Below are 22318 nucleotides of genomic sequence, written 5' to 3' on the forward strand. Positions count from 1 at the left end.
ACGGGCGGATGGGGTTAGCGTGGGTGGGTGATGGCCTTTCGCTATGGTGAGTACCACGACGGCCCCGATCCCCTCGCCCCGCCCTACGACGTGCGGGCGGCCCTCGACGAGATGGGCGACGCGATCCTGTCCGGCTCGACGCCGGTCCACGCCCTGCGCGACCTGCTGAAGCGCGGCCTGCCCGGCGCGCAGGACCGCCGCGGGCTCGACGACATGCTCAGGGAGGTGCGCCGGCGCCGGCGCGACCTGCGCGAGCGCGGGCGGCTCGACGGCACGCTGGAGAAGGCGCGGGCACTGCTCGACAAGGCGATCGGGCAGGAGCGGGCCGAGCTGTTCCCCGACCCGTCCGACGACGCGCGGCTGCGGGAGGCCGAGCTCGACGCGTTGCCGGAGGACACGGCCGGCGCGATCCAGGAGCTGAGCACGTACGAGTGGCGCTCGTCGGCGGCGCGCCAGACGTTCGAGGAGCTGCGCGACCTGCTGCGGCGCGAGGTCCTGGACAGCCAGTTCAGGGGCCTGCGGGACGCCCTGGCCAACCCCGACCCCGAGGCGATGGAACGCGTCCGCCAGATGATGGCGGACCTGAACGACATGCTGGACAAGGACTCCCGCGGCCAGCACACCCAGGCCGATTTTGACGCCTTTATGGGGAAATATGGCGATTTGTTCCCCGAAAAGCCGCGCAACCTGGAGGAGCTCGTCGACATCCTGGCCCGCCGCGCCGCCGCCACGCAGCGCATGCTGGCCTCGATGACCCCGCGCCAGCGCGAGGAGCTCGCCGGCCTGATCAACCAGACCCTCGACCAGGCCGGGCTCTCCGACGAGATGCGCCGCCTCGGCGAGGCCCTCTACGCCCGCCGGCCCGACCTGGCGTGGAACGCCCCCGAACGCCTCACCGGCGAAGAGCCCCTGGGCATGGGCGACGCGGTCACGGCCCTGGAGGAGCTGGCCGACCTCACCCAGCTGGAGACCGCCCTGCGCCAGGACTACCCGGGTGCCAGGCTGGACGACATCGACGAGTCCGCCGTACGCCGCGCGCTCGGCCGCTCGGCCGTGGACGACCTGGAGGCGCTCAAGCGCATCGAGCGCGAGCTGGAGGAGCAGGGCTACCTCCTGCGCCGCCGGGGCAAGCTGGAGCTCACCCCCAAGGCGGTGCGCCGCCTGGGCGAGACGGCGCTGCGCCGCGTGTTCTCCTCCCTCGACGCCGGCCGCCGCGGCGACCACGACCAGCACGACGCGGGCTCGGCCGGGGAGCTGACGGGTTCGACCCGGCCGTGGCGCTTCGGCGACGAGCAGCCCATCGACGTGGTCCGCACGCTGGTGAACGGCGTGCGCAGCGGCGGCGTCGCCGCCCCGGGCACCGCCCGTTCCGGCGGGCGCGTCGCGGTCCGCCTCTCGGTGGACGACTTCGAGGTGGCCGAGACCGAGCGCCGCACCGCCGCGGCCGTCTGCCTCCTGGTGGACCTGTCGTACTCGATGGCCCTGCGGGGCACCTGGGCCGCCGCCAAGCAGACGGCACTGGCGCTCCAGGCCCTGGTCGCGTCCAAGTTCCCGCAGGACGCCGTCCAGATCATTGGCTTCTCCAACTACGCCAGGGTGCTGCAGCCCGACGAGCTGGCGGGCCTCGACTGGGACATGGTCCAGGGCACCAACCTGCACCACGCCCTCCTGATCGCCGGCCGCCACCTCGACCGCCACCCCGACTTCGAGCCGGTCGTGCTGGTGGTCACGGACGGCGAGCCCACGGCCCACCTCATGCGCAACGGCAGGTCGGCGTTCGAGTGGCCGCCGTCACACGAGACGCTGGAGCTCACCCTGGCCGAGGTCGACAAGATGACCCGGCGGCGGGCGACGATCAACGTCTTCATGCTGGCGGCCGACGACCGGCTGAAGGAGTTCGTGGACGAGGTGGCCCGCAGGAACGGCGGCCGCGTCTTCTCGCCGAGCGCCGAGCGCCTGGGCGAGTACGTGGTCAGCGACTTCCTCCGCCTGCGCCGCGCCCGCTGAGTTGTCGGTGCCGGCGCTTCCTCCACCACTGGACCACCCGGATCCTGGCCGACCCCACCGTCTTCGTGCAGGCGGTCCTCGTCGAGGGCGAAGTGGCCGGAAACATCGTGGCCTGGTGGGAGGAGGATCGGCGCTTCATCGGCTACTGGTTCGGCCGCGAGTTCTGGGGCCGCGGCATCGGCACCCGCGCCGCGCGCCGGCGGCCTGATCGCGGCGCTCAGTCACGGCCGGGGCACCCGGCTTGAGCGAGGAGTATGGCAACGGCCGATCGGGCGGTATCTCCCTGTGCTTCTCCCATGCGACTCTGAACCTCGTTGGCGGAGGACGCTATGATCACGCACGCGAAGGAGCCGACAATGACCATCGGATGGGCCGCGCTGTCCCCCGCGGACATGCCGGCGATCGCCGATCTCGCCCGCCGGTGCGTGGCGCACGACGGCGGGCTCCCAGCGACCACGTCCCCGTCCTTCCTGGAGCGCAGGTACGTCGCGGGCACGGTGGTGGGCGCGTTCGCCGACGGGCGTTTGGTGGCCTGCGGGGCCGTGCGCGCCGTGGGCGACGTGTCGGCGGCGACCGGTCTGGTCGACCCGGGACACCGGGGGCAGGGACTGGGGTCGGGCCTCCTGGACCGGCTGATCAGGGAGGCGGGGCCGGTCCGGCTGGAGACCGAGTCGGTGACCCCGGAGGCCCACGCGCTCTTCCTCTCGCGCGGGTTCCGGCAGACGTTCGCCGAGGACGTCTACCGCCGCGACCTGGCCCACCCGCTCCCGGCCGTCCCCCTCCCGCAGGAGCTGAAGATCGAGGAATGGTCGCAGGACACCGAAGGGGCCTTCTACGCGGCCTACTCCGCGTCGTTCGCCGACCGTCCCGGCTTCCCCGGCTGGTCGCGGGAGGAGTGGGTCGACTGGCTGGTCGACGACGAGTTCCTGCCGGGCTGTTCGCTGGTGGCGCGCGCAGCGGGCGGGGCCGCCGGCTTCGTGACGTGCGCGGAGGGGTTCCTGATCCAGGTGGGCGCCGTGCCCGGGTGGCGGCGGCGCGGCCTGGCGAGGGCACTGGCGGCCGCCGCGCTCGACCGCATGCGCGCACGCGGGGCGACGGAGGCCTTCCTGGACGTCAACGTCAACAACCCGGCCTCGGCTGCCCTCTTCCGTGGCCTCGGGTTCGAGGTGATCGCCCGCCGGGCCCGCTATGAATGATCCGCCCGCCGGCGAACCTTCGGCACCGGCTGGGCGCGGCGGGCGGCCTCGGCCCCGAGCCGGCGCCTCAGCTGCCTGCCGTGGCCGAGAAAGGAACGGGTCCGCAGGCGGCGGTCCTCGGGCAGGCTCCAGTCGGGCAGCGCGCGGTCGATCGTGACGGTGAGCCGGTCGCCGCCAGGGGCGGTGGCGGTGCCGAGCAGCACGACGTTCTCCTGCCAGCGCATGCCGGGATCGTGCCGGTGGAAGGTCAGGCAGACCGGCCCGGGCACGGCGGCCACGCCGGCGGGCAGGTGCAGCTCGTACCCGGTCGCCATGCGGGAGAAGGCACGCGCGGGCACGGACACCGGCCGGCCGTCCGCCACCGCCGACACGATCGGCCGGCCCAGGTCGCCGGCCCGGCGGGCGTACGGGCGCCAGTCGGCGGGCGGCGCGGAGCGGCCGGGCAGGCGGGGACCCGACGGGGCCGGGTCCGAGGCGGGGGCCGTGGTGCCGGGCGGGCAGGTCCAGGTCAGCGGGTCGCGGGTCAGGTCGCCGCCCGGCCACCAGGCGATCCGCTCAGGGGTCACCTCGATGTAGATCCGCGCGAAGTACCAGGTCAAGCGCTTGGCCAGGAACCACGGCAGTCCCGCGAAGGCGTCCGGGATCTTGGCCTGGGACTCGCGGACGTACCGGTCGGTGTTGGCCTGCAGGTCGGCGTCGCGGACGGTGGCGCGGCCCTGCACCAGCACCACCGGATCGCCCTCGAACAGCAGCGCGACGCGCGGATCGCGGCGCGCCCGCTCGGCTTTGTCGGGATAGGTCAGGCCGGTGCTGACGTCGATGGTGCCGCGGGGCCCGGTGTACGGGGTGACGGGCCAGGTGATGGGCCGCCCGTCACGGGTGAGCGAGGTGTAGGCGCACACCACGGAGCTCCGGAACGTCGTGATCGGAAGCGTGAGGGTCATGGCCGCGCACGCTAATGACGGTGTCTTGAGCCGCTCTTGGAGCCGATCTTCCAGAGCCGCCCAAGACCGGGAGGCCACGATGACGGCATCGTGACAAACCAGAAGGAGCCCGACCATGCGCACCGCCTCCCACCCGAACCTGCCCCAGATCACGCTGCCCGGCCAGGCCGCCGCCGCGCCGGGGCCGCTCGACATGACCAACATGTACCTGGCGCACTACGGCTTCCGCCGCGACCTCGGCCACCTGATCACCGCGATCGGCCGGGTCCGCCTCGGCGACCGCCGGCGCATCACCGCCCTGCGCGAGCACCACGCGTGGGTGCTGTTCGTGCTGCACCATCACCACACCGCCGAGGACGAGACGGTCTGGCCGCGGCTGCGGGAGCGGGCGCCGCAGGCCATCGGCACGATCGACGCGCTGGAGGCCGAGCACGAGGCCTGCGACCGCTGGATCCGCGAGAGCACCGACGCCTTCCAGGCGTTCGACGCCGGCCCGTCCGAGGAGCGGCGCGAGCGGCTCATGGCCGCCCTGCGCGCGCTGGCCGACACCCTCGGCGCGCACCTGGCACACGAGGAGACCGACGGGATCCCGCTGATGATGGCCTACATCACGCCGGAGGAGGACGCGGAGGGGCACAAGGCGATCATGAAGCAGTACGGCCTCCGCAAGCTGATCACGCTGCTCGGCTGGATCACGTCCGAGCTGCCCGCCGAGGTCGAGGCCCACCTGCGCAGGACCTCGCCCAGGCCGCTGCTGCTGCTCAACACGCTGGCCGGCGGCCGCTACCGGCGGCGCGCGGCCTACCTGTGGGGCTGAGCCAGCCTACCTGTGAGGCTGAGCCAGCTCCCGCTCCACGCGTTCGGCGTGCTCGGCGTGCCGCCGCGCCGCCTCGGCGTCGCCCAGCGCCCCGGCCAGCTGCGCCAGCGAACGGCTGACCGGCCACATCAGCATGCTCAGCCCGGCGATCCCCATGCGGTCGCCGTACGCGGACGCCTCCTCGTACAGGTCGGCGCAGGCCCGCCGGTCGCCCAGCCCCGCCCAGACCTCGCAGCGGACGACCAGCCAGAACAGGTAGACGAACGTGCGCGGGATCGGTGGTTGCCGCTCCCACGGCCCGAGCACCTGCCGCGCCTCCTCCAGCCGGCCGCTGACCATCAGGTAGTGGGCGAGCCCGTCCCGGTTGAACTGGTCGAGCTGGTCGTGCGAGATGTCCCCCGGCGGCGGCACCGCGTCCGCCGCCCCGCGGCGCAGGCGCATGAGCGCGACCTGGTACGTGGCGCCGGCCGTGGTGGACTCCACGCCCCACATCGAGGTGGCGTGCTGCTCGGCGGCGGTGTCCGCGAGCAGCGACTCGGCCGCCTCCAGGTCGCCGCGGTTGGCGAGGAGGCCCAGCCGCAGCCAGGCCAGGATGATGCGCAGGTACGGCATGTGCGTACGCCCGATCAGCCGCTCCGCCTCGGCCAGCACGTCCAGGGCCTCCGGCACCCGGCACAGCTCCAGCAGCGTGCCGCCCTGGCAGGTGAGCCCGATCGTGCGCAGCTCGTCGTCGCCCGCCTCCAGCCCGGCGCGAGCCATCTCCTCCCCTGCCTCCAGCCGCTGACGCACCGAGTCCGGGTCGAGCATCGCGTAGTAGCGGGCGAACAGCACCCGGCCCAGCAGCGTCGCGTCGTTCTCCCGGCGGGCCAGCCGCGCCGCCTCGGCGCTCCACCGGTCCCGTTCCGCAGGCTCGCAGCCCGGCTGGTAGTACGCCTGGAGCGCCAGGCAGGCCAGCACCCGGGCCCGGGCCGACGGCTCCAGCCCCTCGTCGGCGGCCAGCTCCCTCAGGTCGGCCAGAAGATCGGCGTCGTAGTCGCCGTAGACCTTCCAGGGTTGCAGGATGCGTCCGCCGTACCCGGTGGCGGCCTCGATCCAGCGCCGCCGGTCGCCCTCCTGCTTGGCCAGGCGGCGGATCCGCGTCAGCTCGGCCTCCTGGCCCACCGAGTCGCCCGCCCCGAACCTGGCCTCGGCCAGCGCGAACAGCAGGTCCATCCGCTCGGCCGGGCCCAGCTCGGGGTCGTCCTCGGCCAGCCGGTCGGCCCGCTCCAGCAGCTCGACGGCCACGTCGTACGCGCGCAGCCGTTTGGCCTCCTCGGCCGCCCGCCACGCCGCCCGCCAGGCCCGCGCGGTGTGGCCCGCGGGAATCGCCTGGAACCAATGGTGGGCGGCGGTGGCCAGCCGGTCGGAGGCCGAGCCGCCGGTACGTGACTCGATCGCGGCGGCCACGGCGGCGTGCAGCCGGGCCCGCCGCAGCACCGGCACCACCTCGGTGAGCGCCTCCTGCACCAGCGCGTGCACGAACCGGAACCGGCCCGGCCGCCCCTCCGTGACCAGGGCGGCGGCCATGGCCGGCTCCAGCCGGTCCAGCGCCGCGTCCAGGTCGAGCCCGGCGGCCTCGGCCACGATCGTCACGTCGAACTCCCGCCCGGCCACCGCCGCCACCCGCAACAGCTCGGCGGACGGCTCGGGCAGCCGGTTCACCCGGCCGAGCACGACGTCCCGCACGCCCAGCGGCAGCGTGCCGCGGCCCGGCGAGCCGGCTTCGAGGTAACGCATCAGCTCCGCGACGAAGAACGGATTGCCGTTCGTGCGGTCCCTGAGCTCCCACACGTCCGTACCCGCCGGGGTCAGCTCGGCCAGGTCGGACGCCGAAAGGCCGGACAACGGCAGCCGCACCGCCTGCCGTCGCGACAGCGCCTCGAACGCCTCGGCCAGCGCGCCCTCCGGCGGCGGCCAGTCGCGAGCCGTGCCCACCACGGCCAGCCGGCCGTCCAGCACGTACTCGGCCAGGTAGCTCAGCAGCCGCAGCGAGGACCGGTCCGCCCAGTGCAGGTCGTCCAGCACCACCAGCACCGGCCGCTGGCCGGCGGTCAGCGCCCGTGCCGCCGCTCCGTAGGTCCGGAACCTCGCTCCCTCGGGGTCGCTCCCGGTCGCGGAGCCGACTCCGGGCAGGTTCGCGCGCACGTCGGCGGGCAGTGGCGGCAGCGTGTCGGCCAGCCGCTCCAGCACCGTCACCCACGGCCAGAACGCCGGCGCGCCCTCCGTCGCCGCGCACCGCCCCACCGCGACCGTGAAACCCCTGGCACGGGCCCGGCTCACCAGCTCCTCGGCCAGCCGCGTCTTGCCGATCCCCGGCTCCCCGGTGATCAGCGAGAACCCCGTCCGCCCCGCCGCCGCCGCTTCCAGCAGCCCGTCCAGCGCGGCCAGCTCCTCCTGCCGGCCGGTGATCCCCCGCTCGGCCACCTGCGGCTCGGGCGGCGGTGGCGGCCGGTGCGGGAACAGCGCGGGCGACTGGTCAAGAATGTCGCGTTCCAGCGCGCGCAACTCCTCGCCCGGATCGATGCCGAGCTCCTCGGCCAGGATCCGGCGGGCCGTGCGCAGCGTCTCCAGGGCCTCCCCCTGGCGTCCACTCCGGTACAGCGCCAGCGCCCGCAGCGCCCACAGCCGTTCGCGCAGGGGGTGCTCGCAGGTCAGGGCCTCCAGCTCGCCCAGCAACTCGCCGTGGCGGTCCTGCCGGATGACCGCGCTCACCCGCAGCTCGCGGGCCCGCTCCCGGGCCTCGGTGAGCCGCGCCCGGACGGCCGTCACATACGCCTGATCGTCCAGTTCCTGGTACGGCTCGCCGCGCCACAACGCCAGCGCCTCACCCGCCAGCCGCTCCGCCTCGGCGGGCTCGGCCGCCTGCTCGGCCTGCCCGACCAGGCGCAGGAACCGCGTCGAGTCCACCTGCTCCGGCTCGATCGCCAGCGTGTAACCCACCGGCCCGAACGTCAGCAACCGGCTCTGCTCCCTGGCCCGGCGACCGGGCTCCAGCAGGCGACGCAGGTTGGACACGTACGAGTGCAGCGACGCCATCGCCTCGGCCGGCGGCTCCTCGCCCCACAACCGGTCGATCAACGCACTCGGGGCCACCGGCCGGCCCTCCGCCAGCACCAGCGCGCTCATTAGCGCCCGCATCTTCAGCGAGCCGATCTGACAGAACCGCCCGTCGTCGCCGACGACCTCCAGCGGGCCCAGCACCCGGATGTCCACAGCCCTACCACTCTCACGAAGTCGCCTGATCTTACGACAAAGGGGGCTGGTGTGGTTGGTTCACCATGGCACGGCGGTCGGCTCGGGTGGCGGCCGGCCCGGCCCTGCCGGAAGTCGATCTCCGCTGTTTCCGCAAGGCGCTGGGCCAGGGACCGCACATCACCTGTTCCGCATCACGGGCCTCTAGTCTCGCGCAACCCCGTCTGGCCAGATCACGGTCACTTTCAGCCCGCGCGCACGCGCCTCAGCCACCACCTCGGCGGTCCCCCCGGATCCGGTGCCCGGCTGCCCATCCCATACGGCCACCATCTCATCCACAGAAGAGAGCATGGCCTCGTTGGCAGCCTCGTACGCCGCACGGCCGGCACGATCGAAATCCATGACACGCACGGCTTTGGCCGCCGCCGGCAGCGCGTCGAACTGTTCTGCGTGGTCCGGCTTGACCTTCACCTGCCGGTAATCACGAGAGGGCAGCACGACCTCCAGGACGGGGCGAGGGACATCGAGCAAGTCAGCCCAGGCTGCGGTGCGGGGCTTCAGCCATGCCATGGGATGCCCTGTTGTGCCCGGAGAAACGGCCGAGCACGGGTATCGTCAGCGGCAGGTCTTTTCATAGGCCAGTTCTGGGATGTGTTGTCGCCACTCGGCAGGGGACAGGCCGCCGTCCCGGTGACAGATCACGGCGGTGGCGGTGCCGGGATCGACGGTGATCTCACGTAAGGACCCGTCGGCGGATGAGACGAGCAGGGCGGTCCGGCTGAACGCCACGGCCGGTACCGACGGGGTGTAGTAGCTGATCGGTGCGGCCATCCGCTGATATCCCCGCCAGTCCCACAGCTGGATGCCAAGATCGCCTTCGTCGGCGACGGTCGCGAGTAGTTCGCCCGGCGGGTAAGGGACAAGAGCATTGATCGATGCAGTGTGTACGGTCTGCGGCGGGGCCAGGCGCCTGCGCAGCTCCCTGTCCCAGAACGTCAAATGCCCATCCCTGTCGCCGATCGCGGCCGTGTTCTCGATGAAGAGAATCTCTCCCTCGGCGCGGGCGTCCGATGGGTGCTGAAGTACCTCTCCGGTGGCCGTATCGACCAGGATGCGCCCTTTGCTGGATCTGTCCACGAACAACCGGCGTCCATCCGGCTCGAAGATCAGCGCCCCTGATCCCGCACCGGGGACGGTGCGGATCCACTTCCTGGCTTCCACGTCCCACAGTTCCAGGCCGTCGAGATCCAGGCCGTCGAGCGCCTCTTCGTTGTCCGGGTGCGCGCTGAGGGGGACGATCGCGACGGTTCTGCCGTCGGGGGAGAAGGCCACGCGCAAGACTCCGACGGCTGTCCCGCTCCGGACACGCAATGCGCCGACGTTGCGGCCGTTCGTGGTGTCCCACAAGGTCACCACGGGAGACCAGGGGTGGGTGAGCGCAAGCGTGCGCCCATCGGGGCTGAACATCGGGGAGTACGCCGTCTCCGTTGAGTCGTTTCCGGGGAGATCGTCGACGGGTAGCGGGTCGCTCACGGGTCTCCTCGCGGCGACATCCCAAAGGCGCACCTCCGGCCTGCCTTTTCGGCGACCCGCCGTCACCAGGAAGCGGCCGTCCGGGCTGAACACCCGCTTGCCGCTTCCCGGAGCGAGCACCTCCGGACGGGTGTAGGGGGAGATGTCCAGGACGTTCACCGTGCCGAACTGGCCGATCACCCCGAGGACCCGGGCATCCGGCGAGAAGCGGGCATCGGCTCCCACCACGTTGGAGAGAACCGAGGAGCTCATCAGCAGTGTGCCGTCGTCCACCCGCCACAGAAGCACCCACCCCCCACCCCTCGTCCCGGCCAGGAACCGGCCGTCGGGGCTGAACTCCACACGTTCCGCAGGCGGAAGCAGCGGGCTCAGGGCCTCCTTGCCCGAGGAGATATCCCACAGCCGGACACCGTCGCTGGTCGAGACGGCCAGGTGCTTCCCGTCTGGACTGAACACGCCTTCCGTGGCGGTTTGCGGTAGCCGGGTGGCCCGGAGCGGCTTGCGCTTCTCGATGTCCCAGAGCTCCACGGCCCGCCCCGAGCTCGCCCTGCTGCCGGAGGGCGACGGGGTGCCCGTCCGCTCCTTGGCTTTCGCCGGGATGACCAGGGCCAGCCGGCCGTCCGGGCTGATGGCACTGACCGGCTCGTCCAGCACGCGTGTTCGGTCCGCGATGCTCAAGGCTTCGTTCATCCCGTCGCGGACCCCGATGAGAAAGCGCCCGTCCGGGCTGAACTTCGTAGGGGCGAGGTGGGGGAACGCCACGCCGAGGTCCGTCAGGCCGCCGGCGCCGACGGTCCACAGCTGCGCGCTGGTCCCGTCGTCCACCGCCAGCGTACGGCCGTCAGGACTCCACACCACTTCCGAGACAGGTTGGCCCGTCCATCTTGCGCTCGCGACCTCTTTCTTCGTGGCCAGGTCGAGCACGCGCAGGGTGTCCCGCTCAACCGCCGTACCGGGGGTGTAGACGGCCAGCCTGGTGCCGTCCACGCTGAGCCCATGCACCAAGTCCGTCGCGTTGTACGGGGCGGTGAAGACGTCCACCAAGGGCGTCGCCATCGAGTCGATCAGCTCGCTCTTGACCTCGGTGACCTGGGCGATCCGCCAGGCCGCCGCGCTCAATCGGCGGGCCAGCTTCGGGTCGCTCATCCGCAGGGCAGCCGCGCGCCTGGCGACCAGCCGGGCCGTCGCCTCCGCCAGCCGGTCGTCGGCCAGGTCGGCCTGCCGGATGGCGACTCCCGCCGCGACCATGGAGGCGACCAGCAAGACCACCAGAACGGCCGAGACGGCGACCCGCCTCTGGGAGGTGCGCCGGGCCAGTGCCGCGCTCGCGTCAACGAAGCTCCGTTCCAGGGGCGTGAGGTCGTCGCGGTTCGGCGGCTCGATGAACAGCTTGTCGACGACGGCCAGCCGGGTGCCCCGGTAGAGGAGCCCGGTATCCCGGCCATGCGCCTCCCATGCCGTGGCCGCGTCGGTCAGCTGCCGATGCGTGCGCAGGCGATCGCGTCCTTCGTCCACCCATCCACGCAGTCGCGGCCACGACTCGATCAAGGCCTCGTGCGCGAGCTCCACGGTGTCCTGGTGCAGCGTGACCAGCCTGGCCCCGGCCAACTGCTCGATGACCAGCCCGGTGTCCGACTCCTCGTACGGATCCAGCTCCGCCCGCGCGGCGGGGCGGCGGGTGTCCTGGGCCTGCTCGCCCGGCTGGATCAGCCTGAGCAGGACCCGCCGGGCGATGCTCGCCTGCGCCGGCGAGAGGCCGGAATAGAGCTCCTCCGCCGTATGGCTGATCGCCCCGTGGACTCTGCCCACGCTCTCGTAGGCGTCCAAGGTCAGCATCTTCCCCGTACGGCGGCGCCAGACCTCCCGCAGCGCGTGCGACATCAGCGGAAGAGCCCCAGGCTCGTCGGCGACGTCGGCGACGATCTCGGCAGTCAGCGCTCGCTCCACGGTCAAGCCCTCGGCCATGGCCGGCCGGACGATCGCTTCTCTGAGCTCTTCCTGGTTCATCGGCCCCACCAGTAGGTTGGCCTCGCGCAGGGCTGCGGTGAGCTCGCGGTGCTCGGCGCATCTCCCGTAGAAGTCGGCGCGCACCGCTATGACCACTTTCATCTGGCTCTGCGGTTGCCGCGCGTTGAGCAGCAGGTCGATGAACTGCCGCCGCTCGCGCTGGTCCTGGCAGAGCGTGAACACCTCCTCGAACTGGTCGACCACGATCAGCATGTCGGAGTCGCCCTCGCCGGGGCGGAGCCGGTCGGCGTGCAGCATCGGGTGCTCGCCTGGTGTGAGTATCCGGCTCTGCCCGAGGGATTCGCCCGTGGGCGCCGTCTCCCCACGTGCGGCGGGCACGAGCCCGGCGCGCAACAGGGACGACTTGCCGCTGCCCGAAGGGCCGAACACCGCGGCGAAACGATGCCGTCGAAGCAGCTCGCGCAATTCCTCGACGAGGCGATCCCGTCCGAAGAACCGTCCGGAATCGTGCGTGTCATAGGGGGCCAGGCCCAGGTACGGCCCGGCGGCACCGTCATCGTCCACCGTCTCGCGGGCCAATTCATGAGCGACCTGCTGCCAGCGGCGCTCCCATTCGGAGACGTCTCCGCCGCATGTTTCCACGAAAGAGAGGACGACGGGCAGTGAAGCCAGACGCTCACCTGCCGCTGCCTGCGACAGCGTGGTGACCGAATAACCAGCACGCTTGGCCATGGCCCGATAGGTGAGGCCCGCTTCCTGGCGCAGCTTCCGTAACTCGGAGGCAAAGCGTTGCACCGGTCCCGCTGCCGGGTCCACCGGACTTTCACGACGGCCCACCACCGTTACGGGACTCCATTCACTGGACGACGAAGACGGTTCAGACGTGCTCGCTGATTACATCAACTGTTTGCCCTGGCTCGCGATCGCGTGCGTTGCGGGCCTGAATGCCTGTACGCATGAGCGACACACTCATGGCCGTTGGCAAGAGCCCGCCGGAAGGTCGGTCGATATCAGGAGCCGCCGCCACTGGCCGGGGAGGCGCGGAGCGGGATTCATGCGCCGAGAAAGCATTGTTTGCCTGCTCGATGAGGGGTGCCGAACAAACCCGTCGCCACGATCCTGGTGCCACAGGCCTCGGCGGGCAAGCGCCACGGGGGCCGCTTGCCACTGGGAACCGCCGGGACGGCCATCCGGCGTGGGACCTGTCCGGCCTGCTCAGAGATAGGGCTCAGCGACTGCCGGTGATCGCAGCCAGTCTCGCGATCCCGTCCCTGTTGATCGACCACCTGCGAAAGGACATTCATGCGCACGAGCTTCAAGACCGCCGAATTCGGAGGACAGATGAACGACAGAGCAACGCGTCACGGGTGGCGCGGGACGATAAGGCACAACGCCATGAGGCGCAGCATCTCCTTTCTGGGGCTCGTAACCGCCGCGACCGTGGCCTTGGCCACGCTGACCACCACGCCCGCCGTGGCCGCCCCGCCGACCGCCTGCACGAAATATGGCTGCAGCATCGTCTGGGGCTCCGGCTCTGGCCGATGGATAGCTGACGGCGACAAGATGGTGATCTGCGATGGGTACGCCGATGGATATTCGGTCATCGTCAGGGCCGACATCGATCTCAAGCCCCAGCCGGACAAGTGGCACACGAGCGGTGCCGACAAGTGCACCGAGCGTTCTTACGGCAATGTCGCCGAGGGTCTGGACATCGCCTTCTACACCTGCCTGGGAAAGCAGAGCACCAACTACATCCTCCCGGGTTCGTGCAGCCCTGTCGTCGCGCACGGTTCCACCTGACCGGTTGTTCGTCTTGCCCAGGCCGGGCGGACCGCACCCGAATAGCGCTGGCTTTGGCGGGCGGGCGGGAGGGAGGGAGGGAGGGCCCCTGTGTGTCAAGGCGAGCCCCACTTGTCGCTGTACTCCCTGGTTCTGATCCCTGCCCCGGCGACCCGGCGAGACGCTCAAGGCCTGCAAGAGGGTAGGGCGCCGGCTCAGTGTGCGTAGGCCCAAATCGTTCAAGCCGCGCTCACCGCGCTCACCGCGTCTGAACGGCCGTCACGCGCCTTCAGGCCTGTGACGGCCTTCCAGGAAAGAGCGGCACCGTAACGGTCGCCGCCCGATGTCGATGGAGAGATGAGCTGTGGCGGAAGTCCCGGACGAGGGCGACGGGAGCAGGCGGGCTCGGTTGCTCATGGAATCGGTGCATCTCGGGGAGTTGGAGAGCGCGACCGAAGCCCTGAGCGCCGAGCGGGAGGCCATCTCCGTCTACCGACGGCTGGCCGCGGCCTCCCCCGAGCTCTACCTGTCTGAGCTCGCCACCTGCCTGACCTGTCTCGGCGTGACCCTCTCCGAACTCGACCGGCATGGCGAGGCGTTGAACGCCGAACAGGAAGCGGTAGCCGTCTACCGGCGCCTGGCCGCGGCCGCCCCCGACCGTCACCTGGCCGACCTCGCCGATTCCCTCATCAACCTTGGGACGACTCTGGCGAAGCTGGACAGGCCGGCCGACGCCCTGAGCGCCGAGCAGGAAGCGGTAGCCATCTACCGGCGCCTGGCCGCGGCCTCTCCCGACCGTTACCTGGCCGACCTCGCAGAGGTGCTCGCCGACCTCGGCGTGACCCTGACCGAACGCGGCCTGCCGGCCGAAGCACTGCCCCTGGCGGAAGAGGCGGTCACCATTTACCGGAAGCCAGCTACGGCCTCCCCTGAGCGGCACCGCGCCGGCCTCGCCCGTTCCGTGGCCGGCCTCGACGCCGTCATCTCGGCGCTCGGCCGCGACGAGAAAGCACGCCGATCACGGCCGGCGCCTCCGCCGACTGCCGACGATGGCCCCTGAGCAGGTCCGGCACGCCCTGCTCACCGACCGGGGAACCCCGACTTCTTCATCCCGCCTACCCAGGGTCAGCCACTAGTTAGCCTCTGGTCCTTGATCCGACGTAGTACCGAGGCGAACTCGGGCAACGCGATATCGCTGCCGGCTGCGCTGAAGAGCCGTGTGGCCAGATGCTTTTGGGACCATCCGCGTACGCGCCGCTCATGCCTGAGCCGCTCTGCCCAAACAGGGAGCCCCGGGGCGGGCCTGGCTGGCTTATTGGCAGGCGAAGGGCTGATCAGGCGTCCAGCCGAATCTGTGCAAAAAACCTAAGCCGGACGGTGGTCCTCGTCTGGAGCGTGATCAGCAGCGAGGCGCGCCCCTCCCCGGCCTGGATGTTGAGGAGGGGGCGCGTCGCATTGTTCCCCGCCTGTCAGACCGACAACAGCTATGAGACCGCCCGAGGCCGCTATGCCATGGAGGGGGCCGGGTGGACCACTCGGCATGCCGCACCACCATGCAGCAAGGCGATGATCAGCCACTGCTGCTTCCGCGGAATTCTAGGGGCACGAGCCCCCATCCCACCGTTATCCAGAAGGCCAACGAAGTGCCTGCTCAGCCGGTAGGGCGGGCTCCAGCAGGTTGGCCACCCAATCGGTCAACGGGTAGGAGAGCGGGCCTTTCCCACCAGGCCGGCATCGGGTGTGGCGCGTTCAGGGGGCACCATGACCGGACGGTAACCGGCCGACCACCGGGGTCCGGGGGTCGGGAGAACCCCGGCAAGGGGGGCCGGGGAGCTTGGCTCCCCCGAAAGAGGAGCCCGGAGCCGACTCTGCGCGAAGCGCCCCCATGCGGAGGCCCGTGCAGTGGGGCGTCAGGCGTCGATGAGGCGGGTGTAGAAGTCGAGGGCCACGTCGAAGCCGTCGTGGCAGTTGCGGTGGGATCGGTAGCAGGGTCGCCAGGCCGAGCTGGCGCCGATTCCCGCCCTGGCGTCGCTGAGGGCCGAGGGGACGCGTTCCGGTTTGGGGATGAGGCCGTGGCCCAGGTAGCGGATGCCGGTCAGCTCGGTGTGGGCCCCGCGGCCGCCCGAGACGAACGTGCCCAGCCGCCAGCCGCTCTCCTCGTCCCAGACCAGGGCGGTCCCGTCCACGAGCTTCAGCGTCGCGTCACGCGGATCGCAGGGGCCTTCCCACCAGTCCGCCACCTCAGGTCCCAGTACGCCGATGACCTGCCGCACATAGCTGGTCGGCTGCTGCAGCCACTCGTCGGAGTACGGCTTGACATGCCTGATGGCCACGGACGGCACCCCCTTGTGCCCTAACGGTAAGAAAAAATGACAGGGACCAACCATACCCGCGGCGAACTTATTCCGTTGCGCAGCCGTCTAGTCATTACGGACGATATTCGGGTCCGATCCGGGGAAGGAGGGGTGCCCATGATAGCCACGGTTCTGCTCATCGTCCTGATGCTCGTCGCCGTCGCGGCCACAGAAATGATCATGTGGTGCTCCGTGAAGAGCAAAGAGAGTGTCGAGTCCGCCGCCGAGATCACCGGGGACTAGTCTCTCGGGCATGTCGTCCCTGCTTCTCTGGCTGCACATCGCCTTCGCGATCTTCACCATCGGCCCGGTAACCGCCGCGACGATGACCGCGCCGCGCGTCATCCGCAACAAGAACGTACCCGCGCTGCAGATCATCCAGCGCATGACGAGGATCTACAGCCTCGGCGCCCTGGGCGTGTTCGTGTTCGGGGTGGCGCTCGGCGTGGTGCTCGGCGGCGGGCTGCTCGGCAAGTGGTACATGACGGCCTCGATGACGCTGTTCATCGTGGCCGCCGTGCTGCTCGTCATCATCGACCGCGACCTGCGCACCGCCCTGCGGGCGCTCTCCAGCGAGAGCCCCGAGGACGACGCGAAGGTGCAGATCGGGAGGATCGCCGCGATCAGCGGGCTCGTGTCCGTGATCTGGCTGGTGATCCTGTTCCTGATGGTGGTCCCTGGCTGAGGCCACCGGCAACCGCTCGGGCGAACGACTGGCTGAGGTCGGCGGGCGGCCGCTCAGGTGCGCGTCTGGGTGAGATCGGCGGGCAGCCGCTCAGGCGAGCGCCTGGGTGAGGTCGGCGAGCAGGTCGTCGACGGTCTCGATGCCGACCGACAGCCGCACCAGGTCGGCGGGCACCTCCAGCGGCGATCCGGCCGCCGAAGCGTGCGTCATCCTGCCCGGGTGCTCGATCAGCGACTCCACCCCGCCCAGGGACTCCCCCAGCGTGAAGAGCTTCGCCCGGTTGCACACCTCCACGGCCGCCGCCTCGCCCCCGGCGACGCGGAACGACACCATGCCGCCGAACCGCCGCATCTGCTTGGCCGCCACCTCGTGCCCCGAGTGCTCGGGCAGCCCCGGGTAGAGGACCTGGGTCACCCGCGGGTGCGCGAGCAGCAGGTCGACGACGCGTTCGGCGTTGTCGCAGTGGCGGTCCATGCGTACGCCCAGAGTCTTGAGCCCGCGCAGCGTCAGCCACGCGTCGAACGGCCCGGCCACCGCGCCCATCGCGTTCTGGTGGTAGGCCAGCTCCTCCCCCAGCCCGCGGTCGACGGTGACCAGCGCCCCGCCGACCACGTCGGAGTGGCCGCCCACGTACTTGGTGGTCGAGTGCACGACGACGTCGGCCCCCAGCTGGAGCGGCTGCTGCAGGTACGGCGAGGCGAACGTGTTGTCGACGACCAGCAGTGACCCGTTGTCGTGGGCCAGCTGCGCCAGCGCGGCGATGTCGGCGACGCCGAGCAACGGGTTGGTGGGCGTCTCGACCCAGACGACCTTGGTCTTCTGCGTCATCGCCGCGGCGACGGCGTCGAGGTCGTGCAGCGGGACCGGGTCGTAGTGCAGGTCCCAGCGCTGGTGCACCTTGGCGAACAGCCGGTACGTCCCGCCGTACGCGTCGTTCGGGATGATGACGTGATCCTGCGGCTTGCACACCGTGCGCAGCAGGGTGTCCTCGGCGGCCAGCCCCGACGCGAACGCCAGGCCGCGAACCCCGCCCTCCACCGCCGCCAGCGCCTCTTCGAGCGCGGTCCTGGTGGGGTTGGCCGAACGGCTGTACTCGTATCCGGAACGCAGACCGCCCACGCCGTCCTGCTTGTAGGTGGAGGTCGCGTAAATCGGCGGCACCACCGCACCCGTCGTGGGGTCGGGCTCCTGACCAGCGTGGATGGCCAGCGTCTCAAAACCGTTGCTCATACCCGCCACGTTAATGGAAGTCGGCCCGCGATCCGTCCCCTCCGGATCGCGGGCCGCTCGCGGGCACCGTCCCCCAACGGCCCCCGCTATGGCTCGCGCACCATGCCCGCGCGAGCCAGGTCCTCAGGCCGCCTTCGACTCGTGGTCCTCCGAGCGAGGCCGGAGCCGTACGACGTCCGCCTCGATGAACCGGCCGCTGCCGCCCTGCGCGGGCTCCCCGTTGATGCGGGAGAGCAGCACCGGGTCGGCCAGCGCGAGCAGCACCCCCACCAGCAGCCCGACACCCAGCAGCACGAATCCGATGGCAACCATTTCCTTGTCCCCTTCCGACATGTCCCAGCATCGGCGAAGCGCCATGGCTCCCGCCTCCGCTGAAGGACCGGTCTCCGGCCGCCCGTCTCGGCCGAACGGCTGATACGAGATGTCCGACTTCCGGCCTAGGCTCGAAGCCGTGGTGGAGAGCAAGCGCATCGTTTACTGGATCCGGCGGCTGAGCGAGATCGCGATGCTCGGCTGGCTGGGCATGATGCTGCTGCTCGACCTCGTGCTCGCGGGCGTCACCGGAGGCGTCCAGTGGCTCGTGCCGTTCGGCGGCGCGGCCGGCATCGCGGCCGTGGTGCTGCGGCGCCGCTACCGGATCGAGGGGTTCAGCATCATGCTGGCCCTGTCGTTCAGCATGTCGATCGTCATCGGCAGCACCGAGATGAGGGCCGCGCCTGGCATGGCGGAGACGGGATCGCTGCTCATCCTGATCATCGGCGTGCTGCGGCACGTGGAGCCGGTGCGGCGGGCGGCGGTGCTCGCGTGCACGGGCCTGATCGTGCTGCTGGCCGAGGCCGTCGGGCGCGACTACAACAACTCGGGGCTGGCGTTCTCGTTCCTGCTGTTCGCGGGGTGGTCGACGGCGGCCGGGGTCGGCGGTTACCTCCGCTTCCAGCAGGAGCGCCGCACGGAGGCCGTCCATTCGGTACGGCGGGCGGAACGCCTCGAACTCGCCAGGGAGCTGCACGACCTGGTCGCCCACTACATCACGGGCATCGTGGTCCAGGCCCAGGCCGCGCGTACGGTCGCCGAGACCAAGCCGGAGGCGGTGGCGCCCGCGCTCGACGCGATCGCCACGGCCGGGTCGGAGGCGCTGACCTCGATGCGGCGCATGGTCACGGTGCTGCGCACCGAGGACGACGCGGCCCGCAAACCCGGCGTCACGCTGGCCGACCTGCGGATGCTGACCGAGCGGTTCTCCGCCGAAGGGCCCAAGGTGGCGTTCGAGATCGGGCAGGGGCTGGACGATCGCACGCTGCCGCCCGAGGTCATGACGACCCTGCACCGGGTGCTCCAGGAGTCGCTGACCAACATCCGCAAGCACGCCTCCCGTACCGCGTGGGTCGAGGCGGCGCTGCGGCGCTTCGAGAAGGTGGTGGTGCTGCGGGTGCGGAACTTCGGGTCGGGGTCAGATCCGAAGGTGTCGCGCCTCGGCGGCGGGTTCGGGCTGGTCGGGATGGCCGAGCGGGTGGAGGCGCTGGGCGGCAGGCTCTACGCGGGCCCGTCCGCCGAGGGCGCCTGGGAGGTGGTCGCCGAGTTCCCCCTCCCGTAGGGCCTGCTCGAACGCCTCATCGCCCAGAACGGCACGCAGCCTCCCGCTGATCCGCTCCACGTCGAGCCGCTCGCCCACCGGCAGGGGCGCCCCGACCGCCGCCCGCATGGCCGTGGCCGCCCCGATCAGCCTGGCCGCCTCCACGGGGCTGCCCTCCTGGTCGAGCGACAGCGCTCCCGCCAGGCCCTCGAGCGCCAGCGCGACCGCCCGGGGATCGCCGCTCGCCCGCGCGGCCTCGTACCCCTCGCGATGCCTGGCCAGCGCGAGCGCCGCGGCTCCGCGCTGTTCTGCCGCGAAGCCCAGCTCCGCCATGACGAACGCGATCCCGGGCGTCCCCCGCACCTGCCGCAGCCAGTCGAGCAGGGACAGCAGGTACGACTCCGCCTCCTCGTACCTGCCCTGCCGCCGGGCGCTCAGGGCCAGGCCGAGCACGGCGTTCTCCTCGGCGGACTTGTACGACTGCTCGACCGCCAGCCGCCTGGCGCGCTCGTGATGGTCGTCGGCCCGCTCGTAGTCGCCGGACAACATCGCGATCCGCCCCAGCGCGGCCACCCTGAACGACACCTCGAACCCCAGTTCCTCCGCCAGCCGCAGCGCCTCCTCCCGCAGCCGGGAGGCCCTGGCGTAGTCGCCGCGGATCTCCGCCGCCCGGTCGAGCACGTCCATGGCCTCGATCTGGCCCCACTCGTCCCCGAGCTCCCTGAAGATCGCCAGGCCCCGCTCGCCGTCGCGCTCCATCGCCGCCAGGTCGGCCCGGCCGACGGCCAGCTTCCCGCGCAGGCAGAGCGCCGCCGCCACCCCCCACCGATCGCCCAGCTCCCGGTAGGCCGCCAGCGCCCGCTCCGCCGCCACCTCGTGCGCCCGCCGGTCGCCGTAGGCCCACCGGACGTGGCTCAGGAACCAGTCGGCCAGCGCCGCACCCGCCGGGTCGAGCCCGGCCCACCGTACCGCCGAGACCGAGGCCGCCGAGGCCGGCGGGGCCGGCTCGCCGATCAGCAGCTCGATCCCGGCCAGCCAGACCGACGCCCGCGCCGCCTCCGCCCCCGAGGCGGCCTTCGTCCCCAGGCCCGCCGACAGGGCTGCCGACAGGGAGCGGTGGGCCTCGCGCAGGCGCCCGCGCAGGAACCAGTACCAGGCCAGGGCGTTGACCAGGCGCAGCGGCTCCGGTCCCGCGAGGGCGAGCCGGAGGTTGGCGCTCTCGGCGTCGAGCCGGGCGAGCCATTCCCGCTGCCCGGGCCCCTTGAGGTCCGCCCGTTCGGCCAGGGCCGTGTAGTGGCGGGCGTGGCGCTTCCTGATCGCGTCGTACTCGCCCGCCTCCCGCAGCCGCTCCACGCAGTACGCCGTCACGGACTCCAGCAGGCGGTAACGCGGCCCTGCCACGCGTACCACCAGCGACCGGTCCACCAGCCTGGCCACGGTGTCGAGCACGTCCACGCCGGGCTCGGCGCACACCTCCTCGGCCGCGTCCAGCGTGCACCCGTCGGCGTGCACGGCCAGCCGCCGCAGCACCACGCGCTCGGGTTCGCTCAGCAGCTCCCAGCTCCAGTCGATCATCGCCCGGAGCGTGCGCTGCCGTGCCGGGGCGTCCCGCATGCCCGCGCTGAGCAGCCTGAACCGGTCGTCCAGCCGGTCGGCCAGCTCCCGCACCCCGAGGGCGCGCACGCGGGTGGCGGCCAGTTCGAGCGCCAGCGGGATGCCGTCGAGGCGGCGGCAGATGGTGGCCACGGTCTCGCTCGGTGGGACGTTCGCCCGGGCCGTGAAGAGCCGTACGGCCTCGGGTTCGGGCAGGGGCGGCACCACGCGTACGGACTCGCCCGTCACGCCCAGCGGCTCCTGGCTCGTGGCCAGCACGCGCAGCCCGGGGGCGGCGCGCAGGAGGGCGGCGGCCAGCTCGGCCGCCTGTTCCACCAGGTGCTCGCAGTTGTCGAGGAAGAGCAGCAGGCGCTTGCCCGCCAGCGCCCCGGCCAGCCTGGGCGCGAGCGGGCCGGCGGCGTCGTCGCGCACGCCGAGCACGGCCGCGACCGCCTCGGCGGCCTCGGCCGCCCCCGCCAGCTCGGCCAGCCACACCCCGTCGGGGAAGTCCGGCCCCGCGTCGGCGGCGGCGGCCAGGGCGAGCCGGGTCTTGCCGACCCCACCCGGCCCGGTGAGCGTCACCAGGCGGGAGGCGGCCAGCAGCGTACGCACCTCGGCCAGCTCCCCCTCCCGGCCGACCAGGGCGGTGAGCGGCGCCGGCAGGTTGGTGGCCGGCGCCGCCGAGGAGGCGGGCGCCAGGGCGGGGTCCTGGCGCAGGATGGCCTGGTGGAGGCCGGCCAGCGCGGGTGACGGGTCGAGCCCCAGGTCCTCCCCCAGCCGCCTGCGCAGGCTCTCGTAGGCGGCCAGGGCCTCGCTCTGCCGCCCGCCCCGGTACAGCGCCTTCATGTGGGCGGCGACCAGCCGTTCGCGCAGCGGGTGGCGGGCCACCAGGTCGCCCAGGTCCACGGGTTCGCCGAGCTCGAGGCGTACCTCCGCCTGCTCCTCCAGCGCCGTGAGGCGCGTCTCCTCCAGGCGCGCGGCCTCCGGGAGCGCGAAGGCGGCGTCGGCGAAGTCGGCGTACGCGGGCCCGCGCCACAGCGCCAGCGCCTGCTCCAGCTCGGCCGCACGCGCGCGGGGATCGGGGGATCGGCGCTCCACGAGGGAGCGGAACCGCCGGGCGTCGCAGTCGTGGGCGGCCAGCCGGTAGCCGGCGGGCCCGTGCACGACCAGGCCGGGGTCGCCGAGCGCGCGGCGCAGCTGGGAGACGCGGGCCTGGAGGGTGCCGACCGGGTTGCGGCCGGCCGCGGCGCCCCAGAGGTCGTCGATCAGCCGGTCCGCCGAGACCGGCCCGCCCCCGTGCGCCAGCAGGTCGGCCAGGAGCGCGCGTACTTTGGGCTCGGCCACCGGGACGGGCGTGCCGTCCTCGGCCCGGACCTCCAGCGGTCCCAGCACCCCGAATCGCACCACG

At 72.0% G+C, this 22318-nt stretch carries 16 protein-coding genes and 1 pseudogene; 9 read left to right on the forward strand and 8 right to left on the reverse strand.

The genetic code is table 11. The annotated features are described in order from the left end of the window. Positions 1 to 30 precede the first annotated feature (30 nt). The 3 genes from HD596_RS07605 to HD596_RS07615 all read left to right on the forward strand — a co-directional run bounded on the left by HD596_RS07605 (position 31) and on the right by HD596_RS07615 (position 3203). Complete coding sequence (locus tag HD596_RS07605; RefSeq protein WP_185068591.1) at positions 31 to 2007, forward strand: vWA domain-containing protein; 1977 nt, start codon at positions 31 to 33, stop codon at positions 2005 to 2007. A 65-nt stretch (positions 2008 to 2072) separates the two neighbouring features. Continuing rightward, entirely contained in the window at positions 2073 to 2252 is a 180-nt protein-coding gene (locus tag HD596_RS60245) for a GNAT family N-acetyltransferase (protein WP_221519219.1), read from the forward strand. A 111-nt stretch (positions 2253 to 2363) separates the two neighbouring features. After that, a complete protein-coding gene (locus tag HD596_RS07615) occupies positions 2364 to 3203 on the forward strand; it encodes a GNAT family N-acetyltransferase (RefSeq protein ID WP_185068592.1) in 840 nt (279 codons plus the stop codon). On the opposite strand, the gene HD596_RS07620 is transcribed toward HD596_RS07615, so the two are convergent. Next, the gene (locus tag HD596_RS07620; RefSeq protein WP_185068593.1) at positions 3194 to 4147 is read right to left on the reverse strand and encodes a pyridoxamine 5'-phosphate oxidase family protein; all 954 of its coding nucleotides are present in this window, start codon (positions 4145 to 4147) and stop codon (positions 3194 to 3196) included. The two genes, HD596_RS07615 and HD596_RS07620, sit on opposite strands and share 10 nt — an antisense overlap. Before the next feature lie 115 nt (positions 4148 to 4262). Between HD596_RS07620 and HD596_RS07625 the strand changes: the two genes are divergently transcribed. Continuing rightward, positions 4263 to 4964, forward strand: coding sequence for a hemerythrin domain-containing protein (locus tag HD596_RS07625; protein WP_185068594.1), 702 nt, complete (start codon positions 4263 to 4265; stop codon positions 4962 to 4964). 6 nt (positions 4965 to 4970) lie between these two features. Here HD596_RS07625 and HD596_RS07630 read toward each other — a convergent pair whose 3' ends face one another. From HD596_RS07630 to HD596_RS07640, 3 genes are all read right to left on the reverse strand, one after another. Then, the gene (locus HD596_RS07630) at positions 4971 to 8216 is read right to left on the reverse strand and encodes an ATP-binding protein (RefSeq protein ID WP_185068595.1); all 3246 of its coding nucleotides are present in this window, start codon (positions 8214 to 8216) and stop codon (positions 4971 to 4973) included. 183 nt (positions 8217 to 8399) lie between these two features. After that, positions 8400 to 8765, reverse strand: a complete 366-nt coding sequence (locus HD596_RS07635) for a hypothetical protein (RefSeq protein ID WP_221519220.1) — start codon at positions 8763 to 8765, stop codon at positions 8400 to 8402. 45 nt (positions 8766 to 8810) lie between these two features. Then, positions 8811 to 12536 (reverse strand): nSTAND1 domain-containing NTPase, encoded by a 3726-nt coding sequence (locus tag HD596_RS07640; protein ID WP_313043158.1) that lies wholly within the window; start codon positions 12534 to 12536, stop codon positions 8811 to 8813. A 462-nt stretch (positions 12537 to 12998) separates the two neighbouring features. Here HD596_RS07640 and HD596_RS07645 point away from each other — a divergent pair, with 462 nt between their 5' ends. Both HD596_RS07645 and HD596_RS07650 read left to right on the forward strand, forming a co-directional pair. Further along, on the forward strand, positions 12999 to 13496 hold the full coding sequence (locus HD596_RS07645) for a hypothetical protein (RefSeq protein WP_185068597.1): 498 nt from the start codon (positions 12999 to 13001) through the stop codon (positions 13494 to 13496). A 403-nt stretch (positions 13497 to 13899) separates the two neighbouring features. Then, positions 13900 to 14535, forward strand: coding sequence for a tetratricopeptide repeat protein (locus HD596_RS07650; RefSeq protein ID WP_185068598.1), 636 nt, complete (start codon positions 13900 to 13902; stop codon positions 14533 to 14535). Positions 14536 to 15385: 850 nt separating this feature from the next. Here HD596_RS07650 and HD596_RS07655 read toward each other — a convergent pair. Next, complete coding sequence (locus HD596_RS07655) at positions 15386 to 15808, reverse strand: DUF6292 family protein (protein WP_313043159.1); 423 nt, start codon at positions 15806 to 15808, stop codon at positions 15386 to 15388. 138 nt (positions 15809 to 15946) lie between these two features. On the opposite strand from HD596_RS07655, the gene HD596_RS63585 reads away from it, so the two are divergent. Next, positions 15947 to 16072 (forward strand): hypothetical protein, encoded by a 126-nt coding sequence (locus HD596_RS63585; RefSeq protein WP_281398171.1) that lies wholly within the window; start codon positions 15947 to 15949, stop codon positions 16070 to 16072. Between the two features lie 10 nt (positions 16073 to 16082). Further along, positions 16083 to 16514, forward strand: a complete 432-nt coding sequence (locus HD596_RS07660) for a hypothetical protein (protein ID WP_185068600.1) — start codon at positions 16083 to 16085, stop codon at positions 16512 to 16514. Positions 16515 to 16604: 90 nt separating this feature from the next. Here the strand turns inward: HD596_RS07660 and HD596_RS07665 are convergent, their stop codons facing one another. Together HD596_RS07665 and HD596_RS07670 are read right to left on the reverse strand one after the other, a co-directional pair. Continuing rightward, positions 16605 to 17744, reverse strand: coding sequence for a cystathionine gamma-synthase (locus HD596_RS07665; protein WP_185068601.1), 1140 nt, complete (start codon positions 17742 to 17744; stop codon positions 16605 to 16607). A gap of 123 nt (positions 17745 to 17867) precedes the next feature. Then, positions 17868 to 18056 (reverse strand): hypothetical protein, encoded by a 189-nt coding sequence (locus tag HD596_RS07670; RefSeq protein WP_185068602.1) that lies wholly within the window; start codon positions 18054 to 18056, stop codon positions 17868 to 17870. A gap of 409 nt (positions 18057 to 18465) precedes the next feature. Between HD596_RS07670 and HD596_RS65560 the strand changes: the two are divergent. After that, positions 18466 to 19272: pseudogene (locus HD596_RS65560) on the forward strand (sensor histidine kinase); the annotation flags it as partial. Here the strand turns inward: HD596_RS65560 and HD596_RS07675 are convergent. Further along, positions 19195 to 22317, reverse strand: coding sequence for an ATP-binding protein (locus tag HD596_RS07675; RefSeq protein WP_313043163.1), 3123 nt, complete (start codon positions 22315 to 22317; stop codon positions 19195 to 19197). The pseudogene HD596_RS65560 and the gene HD596_RS07675 sit on opposite strands and share 78 nt — an antisense overlap. Position 22318: the final 1 nt, after the last annotated feature.

The organism is Nonomuraea jabiensis, assembly GCF_014204795.1.
GTDB lineage: Bacteria > Actinomycetota > Actinomycetes > Streptosporangiales > Streptosporangiaceae > Nonomuraea > Nonomuraea jabiensis.